This is a genomic window from Nitrospirota bacterium, assembly GCA_040752355.1.
Lineage (GTDB): Bacteria > Nitrospirota > Thermodesulfovibrionia > Thermodesulfovibrionales > Dissulfurispiraceae > JBFMCP01.
Genome location: JBFMHE010000008.1, coordinates 1 through 13,160 on the forward strand (window position 1 = coordinate 1; position 13,160 = coordinate 13,160).

Consider the following 13,160-nt stretch of genomic DNA (forward strand, 5'->3'; position numbering starts at 1 on the left):
TCAACCGCCCCGCCGGGGCGGCCGCCGCGCGCGGCGGCGCCGCGCTCTCCCGGCTCCCTCCTTTCCGGATGCCGGGCATACAGGGAGGGCATTGAGCGTGCCGAAGGGAGCAGCGCGGTGACGGTCCTCTGGCTGGCGTTCTTCGGCTGTACGGCGGTGATCGTCTATTCGGGGATGAAACTCTCGAAGTACGGCGATATCATTGCCGAAAAGACCGGCCTCGGCGGGACCTGGGTCGGGGTAGTGCTCATGGCTTCGGTCACCTCGCTCCCGGAGCTGGTGACCGGGATCAGCTCCATCACCTATGCCGACGTTCCCGATATCGCCGTCGGCAACGTACTGGGCGCCTGCGTGCTCAACATGTTCACCCTGGCCCTCCTCGATGCAGTGCATCGGCCGGCGCCGCTTTCGGCACGGGCGCACTACGGGCATGTGCTTGCTGCTGCCTTCGGCATGCTTCTTCTGAGCCTGGTAGTGGTCAATCTGTTCCTCGATGAGCGGGCAGCGCCGTTGGGGTGGATATCCCCTTCGAGCCTGCTCTTCATACTGCTCTACTTCGTCGCCATCAGGCTGATTTACTCCTATGAGAAGAGGAGGCTCTCCGAGTACGTGCGGGAGAGGGCCGAGGAGCTGAGATACGAGAAGGTGCCGCTGAGAACGGCCCTGCTCAACTACGGCCTCAATGCACTGGTCGTCATTATTGCAGCGCTTTTTCTGCCGGGCATAGGAGAGGGGCTTGCGAGGGTGACCGGGCTGGGGCAGACCTTTGTCGGCACTATATTCATCGCCGTTTCGACGACGCTTCCCGAGCTGGTGGTCTCTTTCTCCGCCGTCAGGATGGGGGCGGTCGACCTGGCCATAGGGAATCTTTTCGGAAGCAATATATTCAATATACTTATTCTCTCCATCGACGACCTGTTCTTCACGAGAGGACCTCTCCTCGCCTTTGCACAGCCCGACCACATCGTCTCGGGGCTTTCGGCGACCGCCATGACCGCCGTTGCGGTGATAGGCCTTACCTACCGGGCGGAACGAAAGCGCCTGCCCCTGGCATGGGACTCCCTCGGTATCATCCTGATTTATCTGATGAACGTTATGGTGCTCTATATGCTCCGCTGAGCGCCGGTGTGCGGACCGCTTTGCCCGCACGCCTTTATCCACGGCAACCGCCCAGGAATATATTGCATAAATAAAAGCCTTATCAATGCCGGACAGGAGAGGCGCATGAGGGTTATTGCATTATTGTTCGGGATGCAGCTAATATATAACTAAATTAGGTAAATAGTTTGTAAACTCTTTAGAAATGCCCGACTTCGTCCGGGCTACTTTTCAGTGGAGGGTTTGTATGGTAATGAAGAGCAGAGTCGCCTTATTGGCCGCCCTCATGACCGCAGCACTGTTTCTTTTCAGTGTCATGGGAATAGCAGCCGATGCGCCGCAGAAGCCGAAGATCGCGCCGCCCTGCAAGCAGTGTCATAAGCCTGATGAGAACATCCTGCGCGGCGCTTTCGGCGGGGTATCGAACAAGACCGGCACCGTTCAGATCAATATCGGGCCTGCCGCCTGGGTCGTGACCTACGACGATGACACGAAGCTCATCGGCGCGGAGAAGTGGAGCCAGATTCCGAAAGAGAAAGAGATCGCCATCGCTATCAGAGAGCAGGACGGCGGCCTCTATGCGCAGAGCGTTTCGGTCAAGCCTCCCGCAAAGGTGGCCCCCGAGAAGCTGATATCGACCGAAGAGATAGCGAAGCTCGTCGCCATGGGCCCCGAAAAGGGGAATTTCACGCTCGTCGACTCGCGGCCGGCGCCGCGGTACATCGAGGGACATATCCCCGGCTCGATCAATATATACGATGCCGAGTTCGAGAAGAACACGGACAAGCTTCCGAAGGAGAAAGATCAGCTGCTCGTCTTCTATTGCGCCGGCCCTACGTGAAGACTGAGCACGTCCTCTGCAGTTAAGGCAGAGAAAATGGGTTATACCAGGGTGAAAGTATACCTCGACGGCATGCCTGCCTGGAAAAAGGCGGGCAATGCAGTGCTCTCCTCCACGAAGAACCTCAAAGAGATGATGGACAAGGATATCCCCAATGTCCTTATCGATGTCAGGCCGACCGCTGAAGCGAAGAAGGGTCACATCCAGGGCGCTGTTTCGATCCCCGCAAGCGAGCTCGCAAAAGCCAAGGACCGCTTCCCCGGCAGCAAGTCGGCCCCGATCATTCTCTACGGCACTGATACGAAGGCTGCGGTAGAGGCGTTCAAGACCGTGCGCGGCTGGGGCTATTCCAATACCTCCGCGCTCGAAGGCGGTCTCGAAGCGTGGAAGGGTATCGGCGGCCTCGTGGTCAGCGGCGACGTGGGCACCACGGTCGTTTATGTGCCGAAGCCGAGACCCGGCGCGATCTCGATCGACGACTTCAAGGTCGTTGCCGAGACCCTGCCCGCGGGCAAGCTCATCCTCGATGTCCGGGATGAGGACGAAGCGATGCAGGGCATGCTCAAGGGAGCGCTGAATATTCCCGGCGGCGATATCAAGGACAGGCTGAAGGATATCCCCAGGGATAAGGAGATCATCACCCACTGCGTCACCGGCGTCAGGGCCGAGATGGCCTACAATATCCTGAAGGACGCCGGCTACAAGGTGAAGTTCCTCGATGCCGACATCAAGATCGACAAAGACGGCAAGTACACGATAACCAAAGAGTAGTCCGGTTCGCCCCGTTAGAAACTCCCTGCAGCGTGCTGCTGCAGGGAGTTTTTTTCGGAGAGCAGGCATCCTGAAAGGCGGCTGTCACTTCCTCTTGTATAACCCTACGATTTGTCCCTGCGCAATGACATGCCCCTGCATCGCCTTCTCCAGGTCGGCCTTTTTCGCCTTCTTGTCCAGATGAAGCGTCGTATCGAGCGCGTAGAGTTTGAAAAAGTAGCGGTGTGTGCCCGAGGGCGGGCAGGGGCCGCCGTAGTCGTGCCTCTTGAAGTCGTTGATCCCCTGCTCGGCCCCTTTCGGAAGCGCGTGCTCCCCGATCGTCCTCGTGGCCGGATCGATGTTCCACACCACCCAGTGCACCCAGGTGCCCATCGGCGCATCGGGGTCGTCGACGATCAGGGCCAGGGAGCGGGCAGCGGGCGGCGCCTTGTCTATGACGAGCGGGGGGTTGATATCGTCGCCGTCGCAGGTATACTTTTCAGGGATGGGACCGTTGTCCTCGAATACGGGACTGGTAATTCTCATAGTACCCATTCTCGTACCCTCCTTGCCGTGTCTCTTTGAATCGTATCAAAATGATAGCAGGAGAAGAGAAAAAGTCAACGGTCCGAACAGGGTAGTGCAGGAAGGATATAACACTGCAGGATGGTACACGGCAGCGCTCTCCCGCGTAATAGTGAGAGGGCCGGTCGGACCGTTACTGACATCCGATAATCTTCTCCTGATGGCCAATCCGGATCGTTATCTCAGAAAAGAAGGTGACCGAATCGGCCTTGGTCCATAGCCCGACAAATCCCTCGACCGGCTGTTCAGCCGTGTGCTCTACTACCACTCTGCCGTCGAGACAGCCCCTTATACGATTTCCGCTTACTTCAACCTTGAGCTCATACCAGGTGCCGGACCGTATCGTCTCCTGCGCGCCGACGCGCTTAATCCTCTTATTGTTGACATACTCGAAGAGTATCACGTTATCTTCGAGCGCATTGATCCGGAGCACGAAGTAGTTGCTCGCGTTGCGCACGCCGAAAGCGATACCCCCCGCTCTGTCGATATGTCCGCCGATCGGTTTTACGCGAACGCTGACCGACCCATCGGCCATCTCGCTGTCTTTTGCGATGGCTAGAGGAAAATAGTAGTAGGCCTCTATAGTATCGAGGAACTCCTGGAGCGACGGGCCGACAAATTTCCCCACGATTCCCGCCACTCCCGACGAAAGAGTGAAACCAGACTTTGAGCCGTCCTGGACGCAACAGCTCTGATCATCTTCCCGGTCTCTTTTCCAGTAGCCGCCGTAGGTGTAAAAGTTGCTCAACTGATCGGCCCGTCCTTTCGAGAGGAGGTCATAGTCGCCCTTGAAGAATGCGGCGATCGCTCTCTCTACGTCGCCCTGGCTCGAGAGCGCCATATCCAGAAGCCGGGAACAGGCAAGGAGCCTTCCCAACCGGTCGAGTCTGTCTTCAGTCGAAGCGCGGTCATAGCCGGTGAGGTACGCTTCCAGAAGATCGCCTTTCGCGGACACCTGGAACCCCAATCGCTGTAAGACACCGCCGAGGAATGAGACCCTCAACGATTTTCCGTAATAGTTTCCTGCACCTCCGGCGAACTGGAGGGCGATATAGTTCTGCGTGCTTCTATTTCCGCAGAACGCATCAAGGGTTGCAAAGTGGTAGCCGAACTTCGCGCTGAGATTCAGGTAGTCTCCGGAGAGAACCGCATAACTGGTGCCTCCCGGTATCTCCCCGAATTCGGAAATCGCGCTCGAGGCAAAGAGGGTCATCATCTTCCGCATAGAGAGATTGATCGTTCCTTCCCAGGTTATGCCGGGATAGGTGAAGCCCCTCCACAATGCCCTCATAGGGACCGACTCGATATGCTCGGGGGTAAGGGCATCGCAGGTGGTCAGCCCCGGTCTGAGCCCGCCGCCCAGATCCACCAGGCGGAGCGTCAGGGGGATAGGTGCGGTCAGCTCAACCGATTGCGTCCCCTCCGCTTCATCGGTGAGGCCGAACATGCTCTGCATCGCACGTTCGTGGGTAAACCGCACGATATCGTGCAGTGTTTTGCACCCTTCCGGAGAGAAGGTCGACGCCTCCGGATCGATCAGGGCAAGAGAGGCGATCCGGTCAAGGATACGTCTTACCCTCCGGTGGACAGGGGTATCGAAGATGAATCTTCTGGCAGGGTGTGCAGCGCGGGTGAGCGCATCGACCACTCCCTTGTATACCCTCCCGGTGGACGCCGAAAGCGTAATCGTCTCTCCGTCAGGGAGCAGGTCGGTAGCGTTCTTCGTATCCACGAGGGCCGGTATGCCGAACTCTCGGGCAACCGAGGAGAGGTGGCTGGTGATGCTGCCGATATCGGTGATGATTCCGCTGAGCCTGCCGGCGAGGTTCGCATAGTGGGGCGACGCGGTCTTTGCGACGAGGATGGCGTTATCCGGAACCGCCGCCATCCCCTGCCCCTCCTTTACCATGAAGACAGTGCCGACCGCTATTCCTTCAGAGGCGGCTTGTCCTCCCGAAAGGAGGAGCGGATGGTCGGGAAATTCCCGTGCGACGGGCTCCCGATCCTGCTGAGGCTCCGTAATCATCAGGGGACGGGACTGCAGAATGACGATAGTGCCCCTGCTGTCCAGAGCCCACTCGATATCCTGGGGCGTTCCGAAGTAGTTTTCGAGCGTGAGGCTGCAGCGAGCGAGGTCGGCGATAACGGCGTCATTTATCGAGGGAAGCTGCTGCTCGGGTTCCGGCACCTCTTCGAGGAGGGTACCCCCGGCAGCGGCGCGTACACTGCGCTGCTCCTTCCTGCTTATTTCCCTCGCTACTATTTCCCCGTTATCTCGTGCAACGAGGAATGAGTCGGACGATGCGCTCCCCTCCACAAGGCGCTCGCCCAGACCCCACAGGGACGTTATTCTGATGACCTTCCTGTTTTCAGGGTCAATCCCTCCCGTATAGATAACGCCGCTGGCCCGTGCATCGACCATGACCGTTCCCGCAACGCACATGGGAGTCTCCCGGTCGTCCAGCCCGTAATGCATCCGGTAGGAAATGGCCCTGCTGGAATACTTGCCCGCAACAACGGTCTTATAGGCTTCGATAAGGTGTGATCGTGTAACGTTGAGCACCGAGGTGTACTGTCCGGCAAAGGTGGCCTCCGAATCCTCGCCTATGGCGCTGCTCCTCATGGCTATGGGGATGCCGCTGCCTGCCCTCTCCTCGAGAGCGGCATAGGCGCTCATCAATTCCCGATGAAGATCCTGCGGCAGCTCGGCCTTGAGAATCATCATCCGGATGGTCTTACTCATCTCATCCATATCCTCGGGGGAATCAGGGTTGATCTTCCCGAGCTGCTGTTCGATCGGTTTCCTGAGGCGGTTCTCTCCTATGAACCGCTCGAAGGCATAGGCGGTAACGGCAAAGCCATGCGGTGCCGGCACGCCGAGATTATTCCTGATAATCGCGAGATTCCCTGCCTTCGCGCCGACCATGCTCTTCAGTTCAGGGGTAATGTCCTCAAAAGGGAGCACGAGGGCCTGGGAGAGTAAGGGGTAGCGCGGACTGAGATCATCCGAGAGGGCATTATCTATTTCAGCAAGCGTAGCAGCGAGCCGGGCACAGGAGGTGCCCGAGAGGCTTTCGAGCGAATGGATGGCGCCGTAGACCGCTTCCAGCAGCTCCTCGTATGATGTCCGTATCGAGGTCGGGATGAAAGGCTTTCCGCTGTAGTATCTCTGCTCGAGATCGGCAATGATCTTGAGCGCCGTGTGGTTGTGGTTAAGGTAGCTCTTGAAGGAGCGGTATTTCCGCACGTGGGTCCCCTGCAGGTTGATCAGCGGCATGCAGACCTGTCTCCGTGTGAAGATGCTGCGCAGTCCTGTCATAGGTTCCCCTTCCGTACGCTGTGTTCAGGGCGCGGTAGTGGAGCTTACCCGCTGCCCGTACTAAGATGACCGGAATTCTTATGACCGATATCGGTTACTCCTGCCCAGAATACGAGGGTGGCTGCCGCAAGCACCAGTGCTGCTCCTGTAAAAGACGAAGCGAGCCCGAAGCGCACCGCTACGATCCCCGAGACCAGCGGTCCCGTAGTATGCCCGATATCCATGATCGAGCCCAGCACTCCCATGGCCGAGCCATGCGTCTCCCGCCTGCTCAGATCGGCAATAAAGGCGGAAGTCGCCGAGGTGACGATCGAGAGGCTGAGGCCGAACAAAACGCTCAGGAGCAGTAACGGAACGAATGACCGGAGAAGCGAGAGGCTCCCGATGCAGAGCGAGCCGATGAGGGCGCCGGTAACGATCTGAGGTTTTCTTCCATGCTTATCTGAGAATCGTCCCATGGCCGGCTTCGTCAGAGCCAGGGTAATTACCTGCGCGGAAAGGAAGAGACCGACCTCATAGGCGCTGAGTCCTGCTTGTATGGCATAGAGGGGGAGAAAGGTCTCGAACGTCCCGTAGGCAAAGAGGATCGCTGCCTCGGCCCCGCTCGTAATAAGGATATTCCTGCTCGAGACTACCGATCTGAGAGCCTGCAGGGTTTCCTTCCACCCCTGACCGCTCTTCCGCCCTGCATCGGGGTCGGGTATCCTGAGGGCAAGCAACAGGACGACTACTCCCGCTGCTCCGCATACCAGATAAACCGCCTTGTAGCTGATGCCCGGATTGAATACCAGCGCGCCGATAATGCTCCCTCCCGCTATAGGGGCCATAAACCTGCCCAGAAGGGTCGCAGTGGAGAACCACCCTAACCTCTCACCCCTCTCCCTATAGAACAGGTCCGAAACCAGTGCCATGGCGACGGGGATGAAGAGGGCGGTGGCGAAGCCGTGATAGAACCTGACGAGAGCGAGCTGCCATAGTTCCCGCACGAAGAGATAGAGGAAGGGAGCCGTCGAGAATACCGCCGCCCCGATCAGCAGCACCCTCCTCCGGCCCCAGCGGTCGGAGAGCATGCCCGCAGGTATGCTGGCGATGATGCCGGTGAATGCGGATACCGCGGCGATCATGCCGACCCCGGCGGGGTCGCTGCCCAGGTGCGCGGCGAAGAGGGGCAGCACCGGGCTCTTCGAGATGGTCGAGCTGAAGATCGCGAAGAGCCCCGCCGTACACAGCATGGTGAAAGGATCCGGTCTCACCCGTTGCCGCTCCTTTTCCTTCAGCGCTGCTGCCTGCCGATCAATCCCTGTATCTCGCGGTGATAGCCGAGATACCGCTCGAGGGTCATTGCATTCTTGCCGTACTTCGGATACCCCCTGAGTATCTCTTCGAACCTTCTCTCGGCCTCCCGCTCATCGCTGCCTATGTCGACGATGCCGTCGGTGATGATGTCGACGAGCCGGTCGGCATAGATCACGATCCGCTCCTCGAGCCTCCTGAGCGTATAATCTTTTGCCGGAAGCCCGAGCTCCTTTGCCTCTTCTTCGGTGAGACCGCCCCTGATGTGTTTTTCCATTATGTCCGTTACGGCGCTGGGGAGACCGAGGGCCTTTCCCATCTCGGCGCCGATCTTCCCGTGCTCGATCTCGTGCGTCTTCGCTTTTCCGAGATCGTGGAAGAGGGCGCCCCTCCCGACAAGCTCCCTGTCGAGGGGCGCCCCGGTCCGCTGCGCAATCTCGAGGGCTTTCTCCGCAACTTTCCTGCAATGCGCTCTATCATCCTCCGAAACTCCTGCCTTCCGCAGCAGTTCGATATCGGCGTTGCCAGCGGTGTAGGTCATATGAGCTCCCCCTTTACTTCACCCCGAAGTAGGCGAGCGTATCCGCTATCGCCTTTTCGAGGTCATGCTGCACATGTTCGAACTTCGCCTTCAGGTCGTCGTGGATGTGGCGGATGTACTCCCGGTGCGCCTCCGGGCCGTACTTCTCTTCGATCATTCTCCCGTACTCGTACATCTTCGTCACGTCGTGCCGCTCGGCCTTTTTCTCCGGGTCCTTGTCGAGCCATTCATGGACGTCCCGGTATTCCTTCCCCGTGCTCTCGATGCTTGCCTTGATGTGTTTTTCAACAGGCGGCATAATGGTGTCCCTCCCTCTTATTGAGTCTTCGATGCATACAGCATCTCGAATACGGCCATTCCCTTCAGGAGCGCCTCCCCGTCGTCCCTTACCGTTTTTCGTATGCCCGTCAGTATCTCTTCGATCCCCCTCGACTCCTCGTTCCGGTACCGCTCGTCCTTTATGTCCAGCTCGTGCACGATCTCCGCAATCTTTTTGAGCGCCCGGTCCCTGAGCTCGAACGACTTCATCAGCACCTCGAACGTGCAGAGGTCCCCGGCGTGGGTGAACTCGCCTCCCCGCATATCGAAGGTGACGGCGCCTGCTCCCGCGGCGGAGGCGGCGGTTTCGTCGACAAAGCTGAACGACGCATGCGCATCGATGAACGTCCGGATCAGCCATGCCGAGGCCATCCGGTCGATGAAGGGTCTCTTGCGGGTCGCCCAGGTCTTTTTCTGGTAGTCCTCTCTCCGCTTCGGGACTATGGCGGCGGCCCCTCCGGGAGCGGCGCCGGTGAGCTCTCGCAGTTCCGTGCGTACGGCCTTGAATCTCTTCTCGAGCTCCCGTCCCGCCCTGGAGGAGAAGAAGTCTGCCTTCCTGATCTCCTCGAATGCCTTGAGGTGCCGTGCATGCTGCTCGGCGAGCGTCTTGTCTTTCGGTGCGCCGCCCCCTTTCCTGATGCTGCCGACCTTCCGTTCCAGTTCTTCGATCCCTTTCTCTACGGAGCGGTACTCCCGCTCCCGCTGCTGGTTGAAGAGCTCGACGATCTCCCGGTCGCTCATCGTCTCGATCCGTTCGACCCTGGCGAAGCCGCCGTCGCCGTCCATTGCAGCGATCTCGGCGATGAGCCACTGGAGGAGCTCATAGTGCTCGTCACTGTAAGGCAGAAGGTATACGGCGCCTTTGAACTGCAGCGCTCCCGCCTTGAGCAGCTTCCTCCAGACTTTCATCCGGTTGCTGACCGGCTTCGACGGAACGCTGTAGAAGAAGAGCAGCCATCCCGACAGGTCTTTCTGTGATGAATGTATCATTTGATCGTAATGTAACAGTTGATACAAGGAAAGTCAACCCCCCTGCTGCCGCTGCCGGCTGCCGGTGCGGTATTCATCTAGGAAATCAAGGCGTTCGGGTTAGCTCGCTCCTTGAAAAACCGCTTGACAGGAGGGGGTGTTATTGGTTACATTTGATATATACGTAGAGGGGAGTAGCTTCCTCGGCGGGCATCGTCAGCACGGCCGGCAAAGAAGGTAATCGGCCCGGTGCCCCCGGTCAGGACAACAGGACTGATAAGCGAGACCTTTACCACGATGAATAGCTGGTTCGGGCATTGATCGGGGTAAGGGTTTTTTTATATGCACTCATGAACCTGTATGCAAGGATGCCCGCGAGCGAGTCGCGGGGTAAAGGAGGATACGGATGAACGGCTTGAAAACGATGGTGCTGATGGTGACGCTCACCCTCATGCTGGTCTTTGTCGGGGGCGCGCTGGGCGGGAGGACGGGCATGACCTTCGCCCTCATTATGGCCTTCGGCATGAATTTCATTACCTACTGGTTCAGCGACAAGATCGTGCTCAGGATGTACCGCGCCAAGGAAGTGAGCGAGGCGGAGGCGCCCGAGCTCTACGGTACGGTGAGGAGGCTTGCCCACAAGGCGGAGCTCCCGATGCCGCGGGTCTGCATCATTAACGAGGACCAGCCGAACGCCTTTGCTACCGGAAGGAACCCGAGCCACGGCACGGTGGCGGTCACGACCGGCATTATGCGGATCCTCTCGCGCGAGGAGCTCGAAGGAGTGCTCGCCCATGAGCTCGCGCATATCAAGCACCGGGATATACTCGTGAGCACGGTCGCCGCTGCAATCGCCGGGGCGATCAGCTACCTGGCGCAGATGGCCCAGTGGGCGATGATCTTCGGCGGCGGCAGGCAGAACGATGACGAGGGAGGCAATCCCATCGCCGCGCTGGTCATGATGATCGTCGGCCCGATCGCGGCGCTGCTGATCCAGATGGCGATCTCCCGGTCGAGGGAGTACGGGGCCGATGCGGGCGGGGCGAGGATCGCGGGCAACCCGATGCACCTCGCGAGCGCCCTCAAGAAGCTGCAGATGGCGTCCCAGCGCATCCCGATGGACGCGAACCCCGCGACCTCGCACCTGTTCATCGTGAACCCCCTTTCGGGCGGCGCGCTGCTGAAGCTCTTCAGCACCCATCCGCCCATGGAAGAGCGGATCGCGAGGCTCGAGGGCATGGCCCACAGGCGCTCGTAAGCGATAGACACGGAAGTATCCGAGCAGAGAGGCTGAAGGCGCGGAAAGACGCCTTCAGCCTTTTTCATTAGAAAGACATAATGGTGTCGCTTTTATTTTTTTGTAGCGTTAAGCGCGGCATTTCTGCTAAAATTTTTGACCTTAAAAATACGACCCGCCGGGGGAGCGCGACCCCTCGCAGGGGTGGCAGCAAGGAGGCGCAATGAAGAAACCGCTGGTAGGAATTCTCATGGGGAGCGACAGCGATCTGCCGGTCATGGAGAAGGCTGCCGACGTGCTTGCAGAGATGGGCGTACCATACGAGATCGATATAAGCTCTGCGCACCGGCTCCCCGAGAAGACCGCCGACTACGCCAGGACCGCCCGCGAGCGGGGCATCGAGGTGCTGATAGCAGGCGCTGGCATGGCGGCGCACCTCGCAGGAGTCGTCGCCTCGCATACCACGCTCCCGGTCATCGGCGTCCCGCTCAAGTCAGGGGCATTGAACGGGGTGGACGCCCTGTATTCCACCGTGCAGATGCCCCCGGGCATCCCCGTCGCCACCGTGGCGATCGACGGCGCAAAGAACGCCGCCTATCTCGCCTGCTCGATCCTCTCGATAAAGCACCCGGAGCTCGCACAGAAGCTGGAAGCCTTCAGGGAGGATACGAGAGCGAAGCTCCTCGAAAAATCGAAGAAGCTCAAGGAGAGATAGCGCGCTATGCAGAGAACGATAGAAAAGATTCTCGTCGCCAACCGCGGCGTCCCGGCGGTGCGGATCATGCATACCTGCAGGGACCGGAAGATCCCCACCACGGCGGTCTACAGCACGCCCGACCGGCTGGCCCACCATGTCTTCATGGCCGATACGGCGGTGCACATCGGTGAGGCGCCTCCCGTCGAATCCTACCTCAATATGGACAGCATCATCAATGCCGCCCTGCGGAGCAAGGCGAACGCGATTCACCCCGGCTGGGGCTTCCTCGCCGAGAACGAGGAGTTCGCCCAGCGGGTCATCGACGCGGGGCTCATCTGGATAGGCCCCTCCCCGCAGGTGATCAGGATGATGGGAGACAAGATCGAGGCGAAGGTCCTCGCGCAGAAGGCCCACGTGCCGACCATCCCCGGCATCAGCGACGTAACCGACGTGGCGCAGATCAAAAAATGGATGAAGGACGAGCAGGTGGCGTTCCCCATCATGATCAAGGCGGCTGCAGGGGGCGGCGGCAAGGGGATGGCGAAGGTCGACAGCGAGGAGCAGATCCCCCAGGCCTTCGCCCAGGCGCGTTCCGAGGCGAAGAAGGCCTTCGGTGACGAAAAGATACTCGTCGAGAAATACATCGAGCGCGGCAGGCATATCGAGGTCCAGATCGTCGCCGATGAACAGGGCAATGTGGTGCACCTCTTCGAGCGGGAGTGCACGCTCCAGCGGCGGAACCAGAAGATCATCGAGGAGGCGCCGTCGCCCTCGCTCGACAACAACCTCCGCCAGGAGATATGCTTCACCGCCGTGCGCCTGATGCGCGAGATCGGCTACACCACGGCGGGGACGGTCGAGTTCATCTTCGACGCGCCGACCAAGAAGTTCTATTTCCTCGAGGTCAACACCCGCCTCCAGGTGGAGCACGGCACGACCGAGCTCATTACCGGCCTCGACATCGTCGGCATCATGATCGATGTGGCCATGGGCAAGAGGCTGCCCTTTACCCAGGACGAGATCGTCCCGAACCGCTGGTCGCTCGAAGTCAGGCTCAATGCCGAGGACCCCAAGACCTTCAGCCCCTCCTTCGGCACGATCACCCGTCTCCAGATACCGCAGGGTCCCGGCGTACGCATCTCTTCAGGCGTGTATGAAGGCGCCGATATCCCGCCCTACTATGACTCGCTCTTCATGCTGCTCATGACGGCGGGAGCTGACCGGGAGGACGCGGTGCGGACCATGGACCGGGCCCTGAGCAGGAACCTGAGGGTCGAGGGGATCAAGACCCTGGCGCCGCTGCTCCTGAGCATCATCAGGCACCCGGCGTTCATGACGGGGGAGTTCTCGACCCGTTTCATAGAAGAGCATATGGCCGAGCTCATCTCGATGTTCAAGGAAAAGAACAGCGAGGACGAGGCGCTTAAGATCGCGAAATACGTTGCGGAGATTTCGGCCCTGGGCCCCCAGAAGTGGATGTAGGGGAGCGGCGGAGCGCGGAACGCAGAACAC

The 13,160-nt window shown here is 59.4% G+C and carries 12 protein-coding genes; 6 read left to right on the forward strand and 6 right to left on the reverse strand.

Features of this window, described 5'->3' with window-relative positions; all coding sequences use genetic code 11:
* From AB1805_07165 to AB1805_07175, 3 genes are all read left to right on the forward strand, one after another.
* A partial coding sequence (locus AB1805_07165; GenBank protein ID MEW5745197.1) for a hypothetical protein occupies positions 1–1,119 on the forward strand: 1,119 nt, incomplete at its 5' end.
* A gap of 226 nt (positions 1,120–1,345) precedes the next feature.
* Positions 1,346–1,939 (forward strand): rhodanese-like domain-containing protein, encoded by a 594-nt coding sequence (locus tag AB1805_07170; protein ID MEW5745198.1) that lies wholly within the window; start codon positions 1,346–1,348, stop codon positions 1,937–1,939.
* A 36-nt stretch (positions 1,940–1,975) separates the two neighbouring features.
* Positions 1,976–2,710, forward strand: a complete 735-nt coding sequence (locus AB1805_07175; protein ID MEW5745199.1) for a rhodanese-like domain-containing protein — start codon at positions 1,976–1,978, stop codon at positions 2,708–2,710.
* 84 nt (positions 2,711–2,794) lie between these two features.
* On the opposite strand, the gene AB1805_07180 is transcribed toward AB1805_07175, so the two are convergent.
* The 6 genes from AB1805_07180 to AB1805_07205 form a co-directional block, all read right to left on the reverse strand.
* On the reverse strand, positions 2,795–3,244 hold the full coding sequence (locus AB1805_07180) for a YbhB/YbcL family Raf kinase inhibitor-like protein (GenBank protein MEW5745200.1): 450 nt from the start codon (positions 3,242–3,244) through the stop codon (positions 2,795–2,797).
* A gap of 163 nt (positions 3,245–3,407) precedes the next feature.
* Positions 3,408–6,593 (reverse strand): PEP/pyruvate-binding domain-containing protein, encoded by a 3,186-nt coding sequence (locus tag AB1805_07185; GenBank protein MEW5745201.1) that lies wholly within the window; start codon positions 6,591–6,593, stop codon positions 3,408–3,410.
* 44 nt (positions 6,594–6,637) lie between these two features.
* The gene (locus AB1805_07190) at positions 6,638–7,846 is read right to left on the reverse strand and encodes an MFS transporter (GenBank protein MEW5745202.1); all 1,209 of its coding nucleotides are present in this window, start codon (positions 7,844–7,846) and stop codon (positions 6,638–6,640) included.
* Positions 7,847–7,866: 20 nt separating this feature from the next.
* Entirely contained in the window at positions 7,867–8,427 is a 561-nt protein-coding gene (locus tag AB1805_07195; protein MEW5745203.1) for an HDIG domain-containing metalloprotein, read from the reverse strand.
* Between the two features lie 13 nt (positions 8,428–8,440).
* The gene (locus AB1805_07200; protein MEW5745204.1) at positions 8,441–8,725 is read right to left on the reverse strand and encodes a hypothetical protein; all 285 of its coding nucleotides are present in this window, start codon (positions 8,723–8,725) and stop codon (positions 8,441–8,443) included.
* A 17-nt stretch (positions 8,726–8,742) separates the two neighbouring features.
* Entirely contained in the window at positions 8,743–9,735 is a 993-nt protein-coding gene (locus AB1805_07205; protein MEW5745205.1) for a chromate resistance protein ChrB domain-containing protein, read from the reverse strand.
* Between the two features lie 385 nt (positions 9,736–10,120).
* Between AB1805_07205 and htpX the strand changes: the two genes are divergently transcribed.
* The 3 genes from htpX (at position 10,121) to AB1805_07220 (ending at position 13,130) form a co-directional block, all read left to right on the forward strand.
* Positions 10,121–10,972 carry a zinc metalloprotease HtpX gene (gene htpX / locus AB1805_07210; protein MEW5745206.1) on the forward strand — a complete coding sequence of 284 codons (852 nt, stop codon included), beginning with the start codon at positions 10,121–10,123 and terminating at the stop codon, positions 10,970–10,972.
* 202 nt (positions 10,973–11,174) lie between these two features.
* On the forward strand, positions 11,175–11,666 hold the full coding sequence (gene purE, locus AB1805_07215) for a 5-(carboxyamino)imidazole ribonucleotide mutase (GenBank protein MEW5745207.1): 492 nt from the start codon (positions 11,175–11,177) through the stop codon (positions 11,664–11,666).
* A 6-nt stretch (positions 11,667–11,672) separates the two neighbouring features.
* On the forward strand, positions 11,673–13,130 hold the full coding sequence (locus tag AB1805_07220) for a biotin carboxylase N-terminal domain-containing protein (protein MEW5745208.1): 1,458 nt from the start codon (positions 11,673–11,675) through the stop codon (positions 13,128–13,130).
* Positions 13,131–13,160 lie beyond the last annotated feature (30 nt).

Coding starts and splice junctions, on each gene's coding strand:
- AB1805_07170 (MEW5745198.1), top strand. CDS start 1,346: ATGGTAATGAAGAGCAGAGTCGCCTTATTGGCCGCCCTCATGACCGCA.
- AB1805_07175 (MEW5745199.1), top strand. CDS start 1,976: ATGGGTTATACCAGGGTGAAAGTATACCTCGACGGCATGCCTGCCTGG.
- AB1805_07180 (MEW5745200.1), bottom strand. CDS start 3,244: ATGGGTACTATGAGAATTACCAGTCCCGTATTCGAGGACAACGGTCCC.
- AB1805_07185 (MEW5745201.1), bottom strand. CDS start 6,593: ATGACAGGACTGCGCAGCATCTTCACACGGAGACAGGTCTGCATGCCG.
- AB1805_07195 (MEW5745203.1), bottom strand. CDS start 8,427: ATGACCTACACCGCTGGCAACGCCGATATCGAACTGCTGCGGAAGGCA.
- AB1805_07200 (MEW5745204.1), bottom strand. CDS start 8,725: ATGCCGCCTGTTGAAAAACACATCAAGGCAAGCATCGAGAGCACGGGG.
- AB1805_07205 (MEW5745205.1), bottom strand. CDS start 9,735: ATGATACATTCATCACAGAAAGACCTGTCGGGATGGCTGCTCTTCTTC.
- htpX (MEW5745206.1), top strand. CDS start 10,121: ATGAACGGCTTGAAAACGATGGTGCTGATGGTGACGCTCACCCTCATG.
- purE (MEW5745207.1), top strand. CDS start 11,175: ATGAAGAAACCGCTGGTAGGAATTCTCATGGGGAGCGACAGCGATCTG.
- AB1805_07220 (MEW5745208.1), top strand. CDS start 11,673: ATGCAGAGAACGATAGAAAAGATTCTCGTCGCCAACCGCGGCGTCCCG.